The 16929-nt window shown below is 60.5% G+C and carries 17 protein-coding genes and 2 tRNA genes; 9 read left to right on the top strand and 10 right to left on the bottom strand.

Translation table 11 applies throughout. The features are described from left to right. Positions 1–137: 137 nt before the first annotated feature. A complete protein-coding gene (gene purU, locus IGW03_RS03870) occupies positions 138–1007 on the bottom strand; it encodes a formyltetrahydrofolate deformylase (protein ID WP_194721158.1) in 870 nt (289 codons plus the stop codon). A gap of 328 nt (positions 1008–1335) precedes the next feature. Beyond that, positions 1336–1878, bottom strand: coding sequence for a bactofilin family protein (locus tag IGW03_RS03865; protein ID WP_194721157.1), 543 nt, complete (start codon positions 1876–1878; stop codon positions 1336–1338). A 299-nt stretch (positions 1879–2177) separates the two neighbouring features. Here IGW03_RS03865 and IGW03_RS03860 point away from each other — a divergent pair, with 299 nt between their 5' ends. Further along, a complete protein-coding gene (locus IGW03_RS03860) occupies positions 2178–3212 on the top strand; it encodes an NADP-dependent oxidoreductase (RefSeq protein WP_194721156.1) in 1035 nt (344 codons plus the stop codon). A gap of 101 nt (positions 3213–3313) precedes the next feature. Here the strand turns inward: IGW03_RS03860 and IGW03_RS03855 are convergent, their stop codons facing one another. The 6 genes from IGW03_RS03855 to gltX form a co-directional block, all read right to left on the bottom strand. After that, complete coding sequence (locus IGW03_RS03855; protein WP_194721155.1) at positions 3314–3688, bottom strand: hypothetical protein; 375 nt, start codon at positions 3686–3688, stop codon at positions 3314–3316. 142 nt (positions 3689–3830) lie between these two features. After that, a complete protein-coding gene (locus IGW03_RS03850) occupies positions 3831–4406 on the bottom strand; it encodes an elongation factor P (protein WP_194721154.1) in 576 nt (191 codons plus the stop codon). A 133-nt stretch (positions 4407–4539) separates the two neighbouring features. Then, the gene (gene earP / locus IGW03_RS03845; RefSeq protein ID WP_194721219.1) at positions 4540–5745 is read right to left on the bottom strand and encodes an elongation factor P maturation arginine rhamnosyltransferase EarP; all 1206 of its coding nucleotides are present in this window, start codon (positions 5743–5745) and stop codon (positions 4540–4542) included. 203 nt (positions 5746–5948) lie between these two features. Further along, positions 5949–6024 (bottom strand) — tRNA-Glu (locus IGW03_RS03840). A gap of 49 nt (positions 6025–6073) precedes the next feature. After that, positions 6074–6149, bottom strand: a tRNA-Ala gene (locus IGW03_RS03835). A gap of 77 nt (positions 6150–6226) precedes the next feature. After that, on the bottom strand, positions 6227–7621 hold the full coding sequence (gene gltX, locus IGW03_RS03830; RefSeq protein ID WP_194721153.1) for a glutamate--tRNA ligase: 1395 nt from the start codon (positions 7619–7621) through the stop codon (positions 6227–6229). A 195-nt stretch (positions 7622–7816) separates the two neighbouring features. Here gltX and metG point away from each other — a divergent pair, with 195 nt between their 5' ends. The 6 genes from metG (at position 7817) to IGW03_RS03800 (ending at position 13519) form a co-directional block, all read left to right on the top strand. Further along, positions 7817–9880: a methionine--tRNA ligase gene (metG, locus tag IGW03_RS03825; RefSeq protein WP_438943616.1), complete on the top strand. Its 2064-nt coding sequence runs from the start codon at positions 7817–7819 to the stop codon at positions 9878–9880. A gap of 44 nt (positions 9881–9924) precedes the next feature. Further along, positions 9925–10404, top strand: coding sequence for a GNAT family N-acetyltransferase (locus tag IGW03_RS03820; protein ID WP_194721151.1), 480 nt, complete (start codon positions 9925–9927; stop codon positions 10402–10404). A gap of 165 nt (positions 10405–10569) precedes the next feature. After that, a complete protein-coding gene (locus IGW03_RS03815) occupies positions 10570–10767 on the top strand; it encodes a DUF3460 family protein (RefSeq protein ID WP_194721150.1) in 198 nt (65 codons plus the stop codon). Continuing rightward, positions 10767–11645: a segregation and condensation protein A gene (locus tag IGW03_RS03810; protein WP_194721149.1), complete on the top strand. Its 879-nt coding sequence runs from the start codon at positions 10767–10769 to the stop codon at positions 11643–11645. The genes IGW03_RS03815 and IGW03_RS03810 overlap by 1 nt, the downstream gene beginning before the upstream one ends. 140 nt (positions 11646–11785) lie before the next feature. Continuing rightward, positions 11786–12625, top strand: coding sequence for a pantoate--beta-alanine ligase (panC, locus tag IGW03_RS03805; RefSeq protein WP_194721148.1), 840 nt, complete (start codon positions 11786–11788; stop codon positions 12623–12625). Positions 12626–12640: 15 nt separating this feature from the next. Beyond that, a complete protein-coding gene (locus IGW03_RS03800; RefSeq protein WP_194721147.1) occupies positions 12641–13519 on the top strand; it encodes a cobalamin-binding protein in 879 nt (292 codons plus the stop codon). 42 nt (positions 13520–13561) lie between these two features. Here the strand turns inward: IGW03_RS03800 and IGW03_RS03795 are convergent, their stop codons facing one another. Beyond that, positions 13562–14068: a DinB family protein gene (locus IGW03_RS03795; RefSeq protein WP_194721146.1), complete on the bottom strand. Its 507-nt coding sequence runs from the start codon at positions 14066–14068 to the stop codon at positions 13562–13564. Between the two features lie 27 nt (positions 14069–14095). Next, entirely contained in the window at positions 14096–14701 is a 606-nt protein-coding gene (locus IGW03_RS03790; RefSeq protein WP_194721145.1) for a ParA family protein, read from the bottom strand. A 152-nt stretch (positions 14702–14853) separates the two neighbouring features. On the opposite strand from IGW03_RS03790, the gene IGW03_RS03785 reads away from it, so the two are divergent. Further along, complete coding sequence (locus IGW03_RS03785) at positions 14854–16197, top strand: hypothetical protein (RefSeq protein WP_194721144.1); 1344 nt, start codon at positions 14854–14856, stop codon at positions 16195–16197. Next, complete coding sequence (locus IGW03_RS03780) at positions 16190–16924, top strand: hypothetical protein (RefSeq protein ID WP_228534942.1); 735 nt, start codon at positions 16190–16192, stop codon at positions 16922–16924. The genes IGW03_RS03785 and IGW03_RS03780 overlap by 8 nt, the downstream gene beginning before the upstream one ends. Positions 16925–16929: the final 5 nt, after the last annotated feature.

The raw sequence follows: 16929 nt of genomic DNA, 5'->3' as shown, positions 1-16929 counted from the left end.
CGGGGGCCGGAATAAGCGGCTCAAGAATTGCCCATTGTTCATCGGTAAGTTCTTCTCTTCGCGTCATGATGAAAACCCCGTCATGTCGAAAAGAGCGTTGACTACCTATTTATGAAATGAGTTCTAGAAACTACGGCTTACTTGAAGACGACGGTCTTGTGCCCGTTGAGCAGGATGCGGTGCTCGACAAACCACTTCACTGCGCGCGCCAGCACGACGCATTCCACATCACGGCCGATGGCGGTCAGCGTATCCGGCTCCATCGAATGGTCGACCCGCTCGACATCCTGTTCGATGATCGGGCCTTCATCCAGATCGCTGGTGACGAAATGCGCAGTCGCGCCGATCAGTTTCACGCCGCGCTCGTGTGCCTGGTAGTAAGGCTTTGCGCCCTTGAAGCTCGGCAGGAAAGAGTGATGGATATTGATTGCCTTGCCCTTCAGCGCTTCGCACAGCTGCGGCGAGAGGATCTGCATGTAGCGCGCCAGGACCACGAGGTCGATATTGTTGGCCCTGACGATTTCCAGGATTTTCTCTTCCTGCGCACGCTTGGCTTCAAGCGAGGAGCCGGTGGCCAGCGGCAGGTGATGGAAAGGAATGTTGTAGCTGGCGGAGAGCTGGTAGAAGTCGGTGTGATTCGACACGATCGCCGGAATTTCCACCGGCAGCAAACCGCTCTTGTAGCGGAACAGCAGATCATTCAGGCAGTGCCCGATCTTCGACACCATCAGCATCATGCGCGGCTTCTTGCCGGCGTCATGCAGCTGAGCGTTCATGTTCAATTCCTCGGCCACGACGGCGAAGTCGGCGCGCAGCTTGGCATCGCTGACCGATGCATCCTCGGCGGCGAAATGCACGCGCATGAAGAACAGCTGCGACTGCGCATCGCCGAACTGTGCGGAGTCGATGATGTTGCAGCCGTGCTCGGCCAGAAAGCCGGATACGCGATGCACGATGCCGCGATGGTCCGGGCAGGACAGGGTAAGGATGTATTCCGGGTGCGTCATGATGAAGTTTTGATATTGCGGACAAACCGAAGTCCGCTATTGTCGCACGGCTTTGGCAATTCCAACGCGGCGTGGGCGGATGACATCCTCCTGAATGCCGGATTGATGATGCCAAAACAAAAACCCGGAACGCAGCGCGTATCCGGGTTATGTCTCATGCAAAGTCTGCCGGCCTCATTCCGCAACCGAACGCGTTCACATGCTGGCCGTTCAAACCGACTGGGCAAACTGGTTCGTCAGCGCGGGTACTCCAAGCAGTGACGGCTTGCCCTTGATCTGCAAGTCGGAAGCGCTCTCGCGCCCCGTCTAGTCGCCTGATTTCAGGCTATCAGCCTACCTTGGCGACGCTCAGGTTCTTGGAGGCGGCGCCGGCGCCAACCTGGATATCGCCCGACAGTTGGCCGCCTTCTTCGATGACAACCTTGCCGTAACGGACCTTGCCGGTTACTTTGCCGGTCGAATAGATCACCAGCTTCTGACGCACGGTCAGGTCGCCGTCGAATTCGCCGTGGATTTCGGCGATGTCGATCTCGGCCGAACCCTTGAACGCGCCGCGCTCGGCGATCTGGATCACGCGGGAATCGATGGTGGCTTCAACGCGGCCTTCGACGACGAGCGTGTCGCAATCGGTGATCTCGACGCCCTTGAGCTTGATATTCGGGCCGACGATCAGTTTGCTGCCGCCTTCGTTGGTGCTGCTGACGTTGACGTTTTCGACATTGGATGTCGTGGAAGCCGATGTACCGCTAACGGTGGAAACGGTCTTGCTGAGGCCCGACGTGCCGGTCGGGACGATGCCACTGGCAGTGTTCAGGGGAGAGTTGCCGGTGTTGGCATCGCGTTTGCCAAAGAGCGTTTCGGAACGAAGCATGTGAACTCCTAAAAAATCTGTATGGTTAGAACGTGAAGGTTGCGATGTCATGGGAACGCCATGGCATTCCCATCGCGTCGTGAACGAGGCAACACTTATCTTGCGTAGGCGCTAAAGGAAAAAGAGCCCCTTGACTCCACCTCCCCACCTCTTGAACCGCAGCAATGTTGCGGCTCCTCACTTGGTCAGCATGCTAGCGGGAAAGTTCAAAACGATTTTCGTCTGTTACACTTTATAAAAAAGAACGACCGTTCATTTCGAGTTATAGTACTGCCACCCTGTCAAACAAAGGAGACATCATGACCACGACTGCCCTCACGAACCAGCAGATTCGCCTTGCCGCGCGCCCTGTCGGCCTGCCCAAACCGACCGACTGGAAATCCGTGTCGGAACCGGTTCGCGAACTTGCGGACGGCGAGATTCTTGTCAAGAACATCTATCTCTCGCTCGACCCGGCGATGCGCGGCTGGATGAATGAAGGCAAATCGTATATCCGCCCTGTCGCCATCGATGAAGTGATGCGCGCCGGCGGCATCGGCAAGGTCATCGCATCGAAGTCGCCCAAATTCGCGGTCGGCGATTATGTTTCCGGCACGGTCGGCGTCCAGCAGTACTGGATCGGCGCAGCGGATGACAAGGCAGGCGCTTTCCACAAGGTCGATCCGGCGATGGCGCCGCTCCCGAAATACCTGAATGCACTCGGCATGCCGGGCATGACGGCCTACTTCGGCCTGCTCGAAGTCGGACAGCCCCAGCCGGGACAAACCGTCGTCGTGTCGGGCGCAGCCGGCGCAGTCGGCCAGACGGTCGGCCAGGTCGCAAAGCACAAGGGCTGCCGCGTGGTCGGCATCGCTGGCGGAAAGGAAAAATGCGATTTCGTGGTCAACGAACTCGGCTTTGACGCCTGCATCGATTACAAGAATGAATCGGTTCGCGACGGCTTGAAAAAACATTGCCCCAATGGTGTCGACGTCTATTTCGACAACGTGGGCGGCGAAATCCTCGACCACGTGCTCGCCAAGCTGGCGATGCGCGCCCGCATCGTCATCTGCGGCGCGATTTCGCAATACAACAATACGACGCCGGTCAAGGGTCCCGCCAACTACATGTCGCTGCTCGTGAACCGCGCCCGCATGGAAGGCATGGTGGTCTTCGATTATGCGGACCGCTACCAGGTTGCCGTCGCCGACATGGGCAAATGGATGAAGGAAGGCACGTTCAAGACGCGCGAAGACATCGTGTCGGGACTGGACAAATTCCATGAAGCCCTGCTGATGCTGTTCGAAGGCAAAAACTTCGGAAAGCTTATTCTGCAGGTCGCAGACGAAGAGTAATCAAGATACTGGAAGCTGTTCCGCTGTTCAGCTTTTCGACCGCCGAGCCCTTCCCGCAGACGGAAGGGCTTTTTTCATGAGGCGCAGTTGGCTCAGCGGGCTCAGCGCATCGGGCGGCACTGGCGCAGTTCGCATCTTGCCAGGAAGGTCTTGCCGTTCTCGCATTGCATGCGGTAGACCTCGACCGGGCCCTTCTCGGTCATCAAGCCTGCGCCTCCGCTGCCGACGCAGCCGTGCTCTTTCGCAAGCCGCTCGACGGTAGCGGAAGAAATGCCCGACTTGAATTCGACCTTTTGCACGACAACGGCACCGGCCTCATCCTGAACCTGCACCCGGCTGCCATTTGCATCCGGATTCCGCTTGCCCTGCGCCGAAGCCGCCGGCTGAGACGCATCCCCTGACGGCGCAGGGGAAAAAGACGCACAGCCGGCCAAAGCGGCGGCAACCAATGACAGGATGAAAATGGAATGCTTCATGGATGCGGCTCGATGAATTGGAACGGATGTTTATACCGCGAAGTACCACATGGGTAAAGCACTGCCCGCAAAAAAAAAGCCGCACGAAACCGTGCGGCGTTTTTCTTTTCGGCCTTGCATCAGGCGATGCAAACTCGCGGATTTAGTTGCGAACCACGCGCTTGTATTCGTTGGTGCGGGTGTCGATTTCGATCACGTCGCCCTGGCTGACGAACAGCGGTACCTGGATGGTGAAACGCTTGGCTTCGATGGCGTTCTCGATCTGGGCATCCTTCAGCACGTTGCCGGAAGTATTGCCCTTGACAGCCGGTTCCGAGTAGACGATTTCACGGGCAATCGTGATCGGCAATTCAACGGAGATCGCCTTGCCGTCATAGAAAACGGCTTCGCACTCCATGCCGTCCTTCAGGTAGTTCAGTGCTTCGCCAAGGTTCTCTTCCTCGATCTCGTACTGGTTGTACTCTTCATCCATGAAGACGTACAGCGGATCGGCGAAATACGAATAAGTGACGGGCTTCTTGTCGAGGACGACGACGTCGAACTTGTCGTCGCCGCGGAAGACGTTTTCCAGGGGAGCATTCGTCAGAAGATTCTTCATCTTCCACTTGTAGGTGAAGCCTGTGCGGCTCGAACCATTGACGTCGGAACGCAGTACGATGAAAGGCTTGCCGTCCACCATGATGATATTGCCAACGCGAACTTCTTTTGCAGGTTTCATAGAGAATATACGTAAAAAATAAATTGCATAAAAACCATCTGCGGCCTCATGGGACCAACGGCGCCTTCAGGAGACGTGTCAGACGTGTATTCGAAAAATCAACGTTTAGCACAGGCTCCAAATCAACCGCGCATTATACCTTCTTTTGCGCCGCATCAGACCTGATGGAGTGAACGAACTTCAGCAGATTCATAGCAAGGTCGCCATGCACAAGCATGTCGCGCCGCCAGTCGCCGGCTCCGCGGGCAATGCCGGGCATGTCTTTTTCAAATGTCCGCCAGAGCCCGGCCCAGCTTTCCCGGCCGCCTTCATCTGCAATCCATGCGCCGTTCCAGCGCAGGGACAGTTCGGAAATGCTGTCGATGCTTCCGATACCGGCTTGATACCGCTGCAGGAAGGCGCGCAATTTCTTGTGATGCAGGTTCTTGTCCTGCGGATAAATATGCCAGATGAAAGGCTTGCCGGCCCACTGCGCCCGGACAAAGGAATCTTCGCCCCTGACGAAATTGAGATCGCATGCCCATAGCAGCTTGTCGTAGTCCTCCTGAGGCAGGAAAGGCAGGACACGCACCGTAAGCGCATCGCGGGTGCGCGAGACGCCGGGTACGGGCTGCTCGCCGAGGAAGTCCTCCACGGCGTCGATGGCTACGCCCTCCGGCACCAGGCAAGTGACAGGCGCACCGCCGCTTCGCCATGTATCGAACAGCGCCGGCACCGGGGCGTGCGGATAGCAGAACAGGCTCGCCTTCAACGAGCCGATCTCCTTCGGCATGAGGCCAAGCCGTTCGAGAAACGCCGACATCGCCGCCGGATCGGACTGGAAGCGCTCACGCTGCTCTTCCAGCGAGGATTCATGCAGCAGACCGCCCGTCTTGCTCGTGAAGCCCGGGAAAAAGAAGTACTTCGTCAATGGCAGGCGCGGATGCGGCGACGGCAGGGTATGGCAACCCTCGACCCACTCCTCCGCGCTCAAGCCTTCCAGATTGAGCCAGACCGGGCGCGGTTCGCATGCGGCCATTGCATCGATATAGCCGGGAGGGATATCGCATGCGAAGAATTCAATGACGATATCGGCGATGTCGCCCGTCGAATATGTGCCGTCCTGAGTATCCCAGTGACGGACCGCCACACCATCGATCGGCTGCAGGCGAGCATCGAGTACGACAGCGGGACAAATCCGCTGGAAGCTGCGGAGATCGTCCACCCACAAGGTGACGTCAATGCCGTGCTCCTGCCGCAGCTGACGCGCAAGGCGCCAGCAAATGCCGATGTCGCCGAAGTTGTCGACCACCTTGCAGAAAAGGGCGAGAGAGGCAGCGCTGCTTTTATCAGAGGACATTTGCATAGGAGTGTTTCCATGCCGGCCGCATGTGCGAACTCATGAACGTCTTGAGCTGAGCGGCATGACGCGCCAGGGAGAATGACCGAGCAACTCGTGCATGTTACCTGCCGCTCGTGCCACAGGACAAACTGATTGAATAACCGGATAACGAAAACGCCGCAGAAAAGAAAAACGCCACGCGATTGCGTGGCGTTTTAACTTGGCGTCTCCACGGGGATTCGAACCCCGGTACTCACCGTGAAAGGGTGATGTCCTAGGCCTCTAGACGATGGAGACAGAAACCTGTCGTACTGCAGCCTATTTTACTTCGTACTACCTTGTCGCGTGGTGGAGGTAAGCGGGATCGAACCGCTGACCTCTTGCATGCCATGCAAGCGCTCTCCCAGCTGAGCTATACCCCCGTCGCGAAGAAACAAGAGTATAGCAAAGTTTTTTCTCAGCCGTAAGTCCTTTTGTGAATTCTGCGAATTTCGCGAAATCAGCCGACAAACTTCTGCAGGCGCGACAGCACGACATCCCGGCCGAACAGCTCGAGCACCGCATCGATGGACGGCGTCTGCAGCTGCCCTGTAATGGCAAGACGCAGGGGCATCGCCAGCTGAGGCATCTTCAGCTTGTGCGCTGCAAGCACTTCCTTCATCGCTGCGGCAATGGCAGCCTTGTTCCATTCAATGGCCTTGCACTGTTCCGCAAACTGTACCAGCGCCGGCTTCACCGCTTCGGTGACATGCTGGGTCACGAGGGAGGGATCCGGTTGCGGCTCGCGATAGAACAGCATGGCGGCATCGGCCAGTTCATTGACCGTGTTGGCCCGCTCCTTCATCAGGGCAATGACGGCCTGCACGGGAGGATTGCCTTCGAACTTCGCTCCTTCCCTTTCCAGCACCGGCCGCGCCAATGCCTCGAGACGGGCATTGTCCGCCTGCTTGATATAGTGGTTGTTCAGCCATGCAAGCTTTTCCGGATTGAATTGCGCGGGCGACTTCGACAGATGGTCGAGGTCGAACCACTCGCGGAATTGTTCCATCGAAAAGATTTCATCATCGCCATGGCTCCAGCCGAGGCGGGCCAGGTAGTTGAGCATCGCCTCGGGCAGGAAACCCTGCGCCGGATATTCCATCACGCTGACCGCGCCATGACGCTTGGAAAGCTTTTCGCCGTCGGCACCGAGGATCATCGGCACATGTCCGTACTCCGGCAAGGGGGCGCCGAGTGCGCGCAGGATGTTGATCTGGCGCGGCGTATTGTTCACATGGTCGTCGCCGCGGATGACGTGGGTGATCTTCATGTCCCAGTCGTCGATCGCCACGCAGAAATTGTAGGTGGGTGTTCCGTCCGGACGTGCAATCACCAGGTCGTCCAGTTCGCGGTTCGAAATGGTGATCTGTCCCTTGACCACGTCATTCCAGGTCACATCGCCGTCCAGCGGATTCTTGAAGCGCACCACCGGCTTGCGGCCTTCCGGGATCACAGGCAGGGTCTTGCCCGGTTCGGGACGCCAGGTGCCGTCGTAGCGCGGCTTCTCGCCGATCGCCCGCTGGCGTTCGCGCATCGCCTCGACCTCTTCCGGCGTGCAGTAGCAATGGTAGGCGGTTCCGGCCTCCAGCATCTGCGCCACGGCTTCGCGATAGCGGTCCATGCGCTTCATCTGGTAGAACGGGCCTTCGTCGTGATGCAGGCCGAGCCAGTTCATGCCGTCCAGGATCGCCTGCACCGCTTCCGGCGTCGAGCGTTCGAGGTCGGTATCCTCGATCCTCAGGATGAAGGTGCCGCCGAAATGGCGGGCATATGCCCAGGAGAACAGCGCGGTGCGTGCGCCGCCGAGGTGAAGATAGCCGGTCGGGCTGGGAGCAAATCGGGTGCGGACAGTCATGGCAAATAAAAACGGCCTTGGGTCGCCAAAGCCGTGATGGATGAAAGATGCGCTATTTTACCTTGTCGACAAGGAGCGTCCACACCTGCGCTGCTCGCCTCCCGGACCGGCCGCGGGCATTCTGTCGGCCATCCCGCTGCGGCAAGCGCCTCCGCACTGCTAGAATGGCAGTTTTACTTCGATAAGCATTGCCAAATGAGCACCACACCGCCCCGCAAGCTGTTTGTCACCACCGCCCTGCCGTACGCCAATGGCGCGTTCCATATCGGCCACATCATGGAATATATCCAGGCCGACATCTGGGTCAGGTTTCAGCGCATGCAAGGCAACGAGGTGCATTTCGTCGGCGCCGACGATGCGCACGGCGCGCCGATCATGATCGCGGCGGAAAAGGCCGGCATCACGCCGCAGGAATTCGTCGCCAATATCGCGGCTGGCCGCAAGCAGTATCTCGACGGCTTCCACATCAGCTTCGACAACTGGCACTCCACCGACGCCAGGGAAAACCACGAGTTGTCGCAGGACATCTACCGCCGCCTGCGCGACGACGCCAAGCTGATCACCACCAAGACCATCGAGCAGTTCTTCGACCCGGTCAAGAACATGTTCCTGCCGGACCGCTATATCAAGGGCGAGTGTCCGAAGTGCGGCGCCAAGGACCAGTACGGCGATTCCTGCGAGGTGTGCAGCGCCGTCTATGCGCCGACCGACCTGAAGAACCCCTATTCGACGCTGTCCGGCGCCACGCCGATCCTGAAATCGTCCGAGCATTATTTCTTCCAGCTGTCGGATCCGAAATGCGTGAGTTTCCTGCGTGAATGGACCCAGGAACCGAACCGCCTGCAGCCGGAAGTCATCAACAAGGCCAAGGAATGGCTGGAAGGCGAGGAAGGCCTGGGCGACTGGGACATCAGCCGCGATGCGCCCTATTTCGGCATCGAAATCCCGGATGCGCCGGGCAAGTATTTCTATGTCTGGCTGGATGCGCCGGTCGGCTATCTTGCCTCGCTGAAAAACTACTTCGACAAGACCGGCCGCGACTATGCGGCCTTTATGAACGACCCGACGACCGAGCAGTATCACTTCATCGGCAAGGACATCATCTACTTCCATACCCTGTTCTGGCCGGCGATGCTGAAGTTTTCCGGCCTGAAGGTGCCGACCAACGTCTTCGTGCACGGCTTCATCACCGTCAGCGGCGAAAAGATGTCCAAGTCGCGCGGCACCGGCATTTCTCCGCTGCGCTATCTCGACATTGGCATGAATCCGGAATGGCTGCGCTACTACATTGCCGCCAAGCTCAATGCCAAGGTGGAAGACGTGGATTTCAATCCGGAAGACTTCGTCGCCCGCGTCAATTCCGACCTGATCGGCAAGTACGTCAACATCGCCAGCCGCGCGGCCGGCTTCATCACCAAGCGTTTCGGCGGCGAACTGAGCCCGCAGATCACCTGGAGTCCGCGCTTTGCGGTCGAGGAACCGGCGATCCGCGAAGCTTTCGAAGCGCGCGAGTACGGCAAGGCCATCCGCCTCGTCATGGCGCTGGCCGATGAAGTCAACCAGTATGTGGATACCAAGAAGCCCTGGGAGCTGGCGAAGGATCCGGCCAACAACCAGGAACTGCAGGAAGTCTGCAGCAACCTGCTGCGCGCCTTCTTCAACCTGTCCGTCTATCTCGCACCGATTCTGCCGTCGCTGGCCCGCAAGGTCTCCACGCTGTTCGGCATCGAACGCGAACTGACCTGGGCCGACCTGCAGAACAGCCCGTCAGCGATCGGCACGTTTGAACATTTGATGCAGCGCGTCGATCCAAAGATGCTGGATGCCCTGTTCGACATGCCGGCGCCGGCAGCAGGCGCGCCGGCACCTGACGACGCAAAGACGGCCGGTGAAGGCAGCGGGATCGAAGAGCTTGCGCCGGAAATCAAGATCGACGACTTTGCCAAGATAGACTTGCGTATCGCGAAAATCGTCAACTGCGAACATGTCGAGGGGTCGGACAAGCTCCTGCGCCTCACCCTGGATGTGGGTGAAGGACGCATGCGCAACGTGTTTTCCGGCATCAAGTCGTCCTATCAGCCTGAAGATCTGGTAGGAAAGCTGACCGTGATGGTAGCCAATCTCGCGCCGAGGAAAATGAAGTTCGGCATTTCGGAAGGCATGGTGCTGGCCGCCTCGTCCGCGGACGAGAAGGCCAATCCGGGCATTTATGTGCTCAATCCATGGCCGGGCGCCGAGCCGGGCATGCGGGTACGCTAAGAGACTAAACTGTTGGAGCCCCCTCTCCTTTCAACACTACTGCTATGAACGTTGTTGTTCGTGAAGCAACGCTGGATGATTCGCAACTGATCGCCGACCTGACGCGCGCAGCGTGGTCAGGCAAGGTCGTCGTGACATCCAGCGGACATCGGGAAACCGCCGTGCGCGTACGCCAGGATCTGCAGCACGGCGGCGGATTCATCCTCCTTCGGGAAGACCAGCCGATCGGCTCGGTACGCTGGGTGCCGCTGGACAGCGAACCGGATGTCTGGGAAATCCGCCGCATGGGCGTCCTGCCCAGGTTCCGCGGCGAGCATCTGTCCCAGCATCTGCTCGAGGCGGTCATCCATCAGGCGCAGGCCACCGATGTGACCGAACTCAGGCTGGGCGTACGTGCCGACCAGGAACGCCTCCTGGACCTGTATGCAGCCTTTGGCTTCGAAATGGCGCCCGAACTTGAATACAGCCATGCCAATCCGCTGGAGCCGTCGCCCACCGTCATGCGCTGCCTGCTGGGACGTTAAGTTACACCGCTGCATCGGTTTGCGGAATACGCCAATCTTGTCGGACTGTTATGCAGGCCGCTGTTTCATCCCGGTACCATTCTGCGCAAACCCTTGCCAAAACAAAGGTTTTGCACGGAAGACAGGTTAGAATAGCGCCAGCTTTTATCTTGCGATACGACCATCATGAAATTCACGCAATACGAATCCGATTTCACCAAATTCCTCAAAGAGCTGAAGCAGAAGGATCCTGAACTGGAGCAGAAGCAGCGCGCCGGCCGCGCCATCTTCTGGGACAAGGCCCCCATCGACCTCGACGCCCGCAAGCGCGCCGATGAATCCCGGGTCAAGCAACAGCCTTACGTCTATCAGACCAAGTCCTGATGTCGACGCAGCAGGACGCGCTGCTGGCGCATCTGCCCACCGACGCGCCGGAACAGGCGCTCGCCGGGCAGCCGGATTCCACACCCGACGTCATCGACGGCATGGCCTACGCCAAGCTGTACGGCGAACCGCTGTTCAAGCTGCCGTCGGATCTGTACATTCCGCCCGATGCGCTGGAAGTCTTCCTGGAAGCATTCCAGGGTCCGCTCGACCTGCTGCTCTACCTCATCCGCAAGCAGAACTTCAATATCCTCGACATTCCGATGGCGCAAGTCACGCGCCAGTATCTCGAATACGTCGACCAGATCCGCGCCCGCAATCTCGAACTTGCCGCGGAATACCTGCTGATGGCGGCGATGCTCATCGAGATCAAGTCGCGCATGCTGCTGCCGGTCAAGAAGGCCGACACCGGCGAGGAAGCCGAGGATCCGCGCGCCGAACTGGTCAGGCGCCTGCTCGAGTACGAACAGATCAAGCTGGCCGCGCAGCAGCTCGATGCCGTGCCCCAGCTGGGCCGGGATTACGTGCGGGCGCAGATCCATATCGAGCAGAGCGTCGTGACGCGCTGGCCGGAAGTCAGCATGCCCGAGCTGCAGGCGGTGTGGGCCGACATCCTGAAACGGGCCAAGCTGACCGCGCATCACACGATCAGCCGCGAGGAGCTGTCCGTGCGCGAACACATGACCTCGATTCTGCGCCGCCTGCAGTCGGCAAAGTTCGTCGAATTCGCCGACTTGTTCGACCCATCACGGGGCGTGCCGGTTGTGGTCGTGAACTTCATCGCGCTGCTGGAGCTGGCCAAGGAAACCCTGATTGAAATTACGCAAGCCGAGGCATTCGCACCCATTTACGTGAGGCTGGCCTATTCGCCGAGCTGAGCTTTTCCAGCACGCCGATCCGGCACGGTTGCATGCAGGCTCAGGCATGCCTGCCGCATGCGGGCTGGTATGCTGACAGGCAGGCATGTTGAGCAGGCGGCGCAATCCGACGCATCCATTTCTCGTCCATCCGGAACATCATGAAAATCATTTCCTCCATCGATGAACTGCGCGATCAGCTGCGTGGGCAATTGCGGACCGCATTCGTGCCGACCATGGGCAACCTGCATGAAGGCCATCTGTCCCTGATGCGCCTGGCGCGCAAGCACGGCGATCCGGTGGTTGCCTCCATCTTCGTCAACCGCCTGCAGTTCGGGCCGAACGAAGATTTCGACAAGTATCCGCGCACCTTCCAGGCCGACGTCGAGAAGCTGGAAAAGGAAGGCGTCTACGTGCTGTTCGCGCCGACCGAAAAGGATCTGTATCCGGAGCCGCAGGAATACCGCGTCCGTCCGCCCGACGATCTGGGCAACATCCTGGAAGGCGAATTCCGTCCCGGCTTCTTCACCGGCGTGACCACGGTCGTGCTCAAGCTGTTTTCCTGCGTGCAGCCGCGCGTGGCTGTGTTCGGCAAGAAGGACTACCAGCAGCTGATGATCGTTCGCAACATGTCGAAGCAGTTTGCGCTGCCGACCGAAATCATTGCCGCCGAAACCTACCGCGCCGAGGACGGGCTCGCGCTGTCGTCGCGCAACGGCTACCTTTCGGCGGAAGAGCGCGCCGAGGCGCCGCAGCTGTATCAGCTGCTCAATGAAGTGGCCGATGAAGTACGGTCCGGCCACCTCGACGTCTTCGAACTCGAGCGCAATGCGATGGCAAAGCTCGCCGACCGCGGCTGGAAGCCGGATTACATTTCGATCCGCAAGCGCAACGATCTGCAGCCGCCTTCCGCCGGCGACCTCGCCAACGGCGAACAGCTGGTCGTGCTCGCCGCGGCCAAGCTAGGCATCACCCGCCTGATCGACAACCTCGAAATCTGAGGCACGGCGCCGGCCATGCGTGCGGGCGTCCTTCGCTTTGCCGTGCTGGCGGCCTGCCTGCTGTTCGCGGCAGCCGGCCGCGCTTCGGTGACAGTGCACGACGATACGGGACGCGCCGTCACGCTGGTTTCCCCGGCGCGCCGCATCGTCAGCCTTGCGCCTCACACGACGGAAATGCTGTTCGCCGCCGGCGCAGGTGCCCATGTGGTCGGCGTCACGCAATTCAGCGACTATCCGCCGCAGGCAAAAAACATATCCTCGGTCGGCAGCGGCATCTCCCTCGACCTCGAACGCATCCTGCAGATGAAGCCGGACCTGATCGTGGGCTGGAACAACGGTCAGGCCGGCATGCAGCTCGACAAGCTGCAGTCGCTCGGCATCCCGGTATTCCGCAGCGAGCCTTACGACTTCAAGACCATCGCCTCGTCGCTCGAACGGCTGGCGCAGCTTTCCGCCACCGAAGCGACGGGCCGCAATGCCGCCGCGCGATTCCGCGAGCGCCTGGCTCAATTGCAGGAGACTTACCGCCAGCGCCGGCGATTGAGCGTCTTCTACCAGATCTGGCGAACGCCGCTCATGACGCTCGGCGGCCCGCATATGGTGACGGCCGCCCTGAACACCTGCGGCGCCGACAATGTGTTCGCCGACCTGAAGCAGCTTGCGCCGACCGTCACCCTCGAAGCGGTGCTGAAGGCCAATCCCGATGTGATCGCGGCCAGCGGCGGCGAACAGGATGACGTGCTCGCCGGATGGAAGCGTTTTCCCCGCATGAAGGCAGTGGCAAACAACAATCTGCTGCTGATCGACGGCGAACTGCTCAACCGCTCCGGGCCACGCATTCTCGATGGTGTCGAGATGCTGTGCCGAGAACTGGACCGGATCAGGAAGAACTAGGCCGGCCGTTCCGGTCAAGGCCGGCTCCCCTGCAGCCGGGGATCAAGACATGAACGCCAGATCCGTCTCGCCGGGATCGATACCGAATTGCGACAGGATGGTGGTCGCCTGCCCGCGGTGATGCGTCTGGTGATTGAAGAAATGCGTCACCAGCAGCCAGGCCGGCTTGCTGCGGGTGGTTTTTGTCAAGCCGCTATACCAGCCGAAATCGGCGGCCAGCCATTCCATGCTCAGCGTTTCAGCCCATGCGGCGATGTCTTCGTCCAGGGACGCGCGGGCCGCCTTCAGTTCCGGCCACTCCTCATGCAGCATCGCGCCGAGCGGCGCTTTCGGATAGGGTTTCTCCAGCGGGGTGCCGTGCACGAAACGGCCGAGCCACATGGTGTCGCCCCAGAGCAGATGATTCAGCGTGCCGTGCAGCGATTTGAAAAAGGCGCCGCAGTCCGACTTGCGCTGCGCATCGCTCAGGCGGTCGCCGCAGGCGTACAGCTTGTCGTTCATCCAGCGGTTGTAGCGCGCCATGGTGCGGGCGTAATCCGGCGTGATCATGCTTTCCTCCTGCGTCCTGCGTTCATGTCATTCCGACCATTTCACCAGGGCCTGCCATTGCTCGATGTCGCGCTCCACCTTCGCAGGGGCCACATCCCACAGGCAGGCGCCGTGCGCGGCCAGCTGCACATAATTCTGCGTGTCGCGCAGATAGCCCAGCACCGGCAGGCCGAGCTGGCCGGCGTAATGCATTAGCTGGTCGAATGCGCGGGTGCGGACATTGACGCGCATGCCGACCACCCCGACCCGTGCCTTGCCGTGATGCGCGGCCAGCCACTGCAGGAAGGTCTGCGTTGCCAGAATATCAAACATCGAAGCCTGCAGGGGCACCACGACGCGGTCGGCGAGGCGCATGACTTCTTCGAGCCGGGCGCCGGCCAGCCCCGCCGGCGTATCGAGCACGACATGGGTAGTGCCCTTGGGCGGGCGGACCGCACGGCCGTCGGCTTCCCAGGGCAGGATAGGCGGCAGGCCGCCGGGGCGCAATGACAGCCATGCGCGCGAGCTCTGCTGCGCGTCGATGTCGCCGAGCATGACCTTGTGCCCCTGCTTGGCGAAATAACCTGCAAGATTGGTGGCGATCGTGCTTTTGCCGACCCCACCCTTGGGATTGACGATGGCGATGACTGGCATGGCTGGCTCCCCGGCTAATGACGTTCCATGGAATTCGGCATTCCCTTCGTACAACATTGTTGCAAGGATAGCATGCGGCTTTTTCACACTGTTACAGTCAGGCATGCCTTTCCGTTTCTGCTGGGAACCCCGGCTGCCTTAAAATACCGCCCATGCAGAATTCTTTACCGATTGCGGCCGCGTTGCCGGACGAAGGGGCGCAGCCTTCCCTTCAAGCGTATTTCAGGTCCGGCATCTCCCCGGACGACATCGACCAGGTCCACCGCCTGCGGCGGGCGCAGCCGCTGCTGCAGGGTTTCACCGCGCTGTTCTACGGCGGATCGGACGCCGTCCTGGTCCGGTTGCTGGTCCTGCATGAGCTGGCCTCCGATCCGAACGCCTCCACCCTGACCCGCGCCGACATTAATGCCAAGCTCGGCTATCTCGAGGCGGAAAGCCTGGAAACGGTGCTCTACCGCCTGCGTTCCCACCAGCTGCTGAACTGGGATGCGGGGCAAGGCGTCTACCGCGTTACCCCGCTGGCGCGCAACATCCTGTCGGCCATCGACAGCCTGATGGCGCTGGCCCAGGACGACGATGACGCGGAAATGGGTTTCCTGCTGTCCCAGGTCGCCGGTTCGCAGGCGGTCGGCGGCATCACGGTGGAACAGCTCCAGCACCTGCTTGGCCGCATGGTGGACCTAACCGAGGAATTCCGCGACTCCATCGCCTCGGGCTCGGAATTCCGCCTGCGCGCGGCGCAGGAAAAATGGCATACCGCCTGCGACTGGGTGGAAAAGGGTTCGCAGGTCCTGCAGGCGATCACCAACGATCCGGACGCCGACGCCGCCACGCACCGCGCGGCGCAGGCCATCGGCCGGGCGCAGAGCGCGCTGCTCAACATGCAGGGCATGTTCTCCCGGGCGCTGAACCAGATCGAGCGCCAACGCGTGCATCTCGGCCAGTCCGGCCTGTCGACCACCGACATCAAGACCTGGCTGATGAACCATGAAGACCTTGCCGGGCTGGCTCGCGAGGCCGTCGCCATGCCGGTGACGCCGATGTTCATCACGCCGTCGGAAATGATCGACGTGGCGGAAGCCGAACTGTTCGCCGACAAGAACGCCGCCCTGCCCGCCGAACTGCCCAGGGGCGAGGAAGCCTCCATCGTGCGCAACGACACGCCCGCCATGCCGGCGGAACTCGACGCCTGGCTCGACCGCCTGAGCGCCTTTGCCGCAGCGGCTGCCGATTCCGCAAGCACGAAAGTGCAGGACACCCTGCTGCCGGCCACTTTCGCCGTCGCTTCCTACCGCGCCTCCCTGCTGCCCCTCCTGGGCGATGAAAGCGAAGCATCGCTGCAGGGCGGCACCGCCACCATGGCCCGCCTGCCGATCGAGTTCGCGCCGCAGGACGGCATGGTGCAACTGAAAGACCCGCACGTGGCGGCGATGTCGAATGCGACGCTCGCGCCCGCCCCGGCAGCAAACAACAAACCGGAAACACAACATGACTGACGATGCACAAATCCTGATCGCGCAGCTGATGACGCATCAAACCCTGTCGCGCGAGAACAAGCTGGTCAAGCGCGCGCTGACCGACGAAGCCTTCCGCCTCGACATCGACAACCGGCTCGCCGCCTGCGGCCTGAAGTTCCTCGACAACGTCTATGCCGACAATGTCACGCTGGCGCTGGCGCGCGAGATCGAACCGAAAATCTTCGGTTCGCGCGAAGTCTGGCAGAACAACAACATGGGCCTGGCCCGCGACGGCGTCGCCCTGCTGGTGGTGCTGTGGGCCATGATCATCCTGCCCAAGCGCGAGCGCCAGGAAGCGCACCAGCATGCGCTGGAAGACCAGGAAGACATGTTCGGCAAGGACAAGCCGCTGCCGCGCGCGGAAGACGCGTCGATGGGCATTTCCTACAAGGCCCTGCTCGCCGACTTCGGCGACAAGCTCGGCAGGAAGACCCGCATGGACATCAACCTCGGCCAGCTCAACAAGCTCGGCTTCATCGAGCGGCGCGGCGACATGATCCTGGAAGGGCCGCTGCTCGACCTGATGATGGATACCGACACGCTGCGCGACCGCATCATCAATGGCGCGCTCGCCGACATCTTCCACCGCCCGCTGCCCAGGGAAGCCGCGATCATTCCCTTCCCGCAGACTGAAGCGCAGGGCGATGCCGACACGCAGGCCGACACCCAGGCAAACGCGCAGAGCGAGCCGCTCCCGGAACAATAAGCAAC

Source organism: Noviherbaspirillum malthae, from assembly GCF_015352985.1.
Lineage (GTDB): Bacteria > Pseudomonadota > Gammaproteobacteria > Burkholderiales > Burkholderiaceae_D > Noviherbaspirillum > Noviherbaspirillum malthae.
The sequence above is the reverse complement of the archived record's forward strand: the minus strand, read 5'-3'. Positions and strand labels throughout refer to the sequence as shown.

What these genes read in the sequence shown, in the direction of transcription:
- earP (WP_194721219.1), bottom strand. Translation starts at nt 5,745, where the DNA reads ATGTCCTCTGATAAAAGCAGCGCTGCCTCTCTCGCCCTTTTCTGCAAG.
- IGW03_RS03780 (WP_228534942.1), top strand. Translation starts at nt 16,190, where the DNA reads ATGACTGACGATGCACAAATCCTGATCGCGCAGCTGATGACGCATCAA.
- IGW03_RS03820 (WP_194721151.1), top strand. Translation starts at nt 9,925, where the DNA reads ATGAACGTTGTTGTTCGTGAAGCAACGCTGGATGATTCGCAACTGATC.
- IGW03_RS03865 (WP_194721157.1), bottom strand. Translation starts at nt 1,878, where the DNA reads ATGCTTCGTTCCGAAACGCTCTTTGGCAAACGCGATGCCAACACCGGC.
- purU (WP_194721158.1), bottom strand. Translation starts at nt 1,007, where the DNA reads ATGACGCACCCGGAATACATCCTTACCCTGTCCTGCCCGGACCATCGC.
- IGW03_RS03810 (WP_194721149.1), top strand. Translation starts at nt 10,767, where the DNA reads ATGTCGACGCAGCAGGACGCGCTGCTGGCGCATCTGCCCACCGACGCG.
- IGW03_RS03815 (WP_194721150.1), top strand. Translation starts at nt 10,570, where the DNA reads ATGAAATTCACGCAATACGAATCCGATTTCACCAAATTCCTCAAAGAG.
- IGW03_RS03800 (WP_194721147.1), top strand. Translation starts at nt 12,641, where the DNA reads ATGCGTGCGGGCGTCCTTCGCTTTGCCGTGCTGGCGGCCTGCCTGCTG.
- IGW03_RS03850 (WP_194721154.1), bottom strand. Translation starts at nt 4,406, where the DNA reads ATGAAACCTGCAAAAGAAGTTCGCGTTGGCAATATCATCATGGTGGAC.
- IGW03_RS03860 (WP_194721156.1), top strand. Translation starts at nt 2,178, where the DNA reads ATGACCACGACTGCCCTCACGAACCAGCAGATTCGCCTTGCCGCGCGC.
- gltX (WP_194721153.1), bottom strand. Translation starts at nt 7,621, where the DNA reads ATGACTGTCCGCACCCGATTTGCTCCCAGCCCGACCGGCTATCTTCAC.
- IGW03_RS03795 (WP_194721146.1), bottom strand. Translation starts at nt 14,068, where the DNA reads ATGATCACGCCGGATTACGCCCGCACCATGGCGCGCTACAACCGCTGG.
- IGW03_RS03790 (WP_194721145.1), bottom strand. Translation starts at nt 14,701, where the DNA reads ATGCCAGTCATCGCCATCGTCAATCCCAAGGGTGGGGTCGGCAAAAGC.
- IGW03_RS03785 (WP_194721144.1), top strand. Translation starts at nt 14,854, where the DNA reads ATGCAGAATTCTTTACCGATTGCGGCCGCGTTGCCGGACGAAGGGGCG.
- IGW03_RS03855 (WP_194721155.1), bottom strand. Translation starts at nt 3,688, where the DNA reads ATGAAGCATTCCATTTTCATCCTGTCATTGGTTGCCGCCGCTTTGGCC.
- metG (WP_438943616.1), top strand. Translation starts at nt 7,817, where the DNA reads ATGAGCACCACACCGCCCCGCAAGCTGTTTGTCACCACCGCCCTGCCG.
- panC (WP_194721148.1), top strand. Translation starts at nt 11,786, where the DNA reads ATGAAAATCATTTCCTCCATCGATGAACTGCGCGATCAGCTGCGTGGG.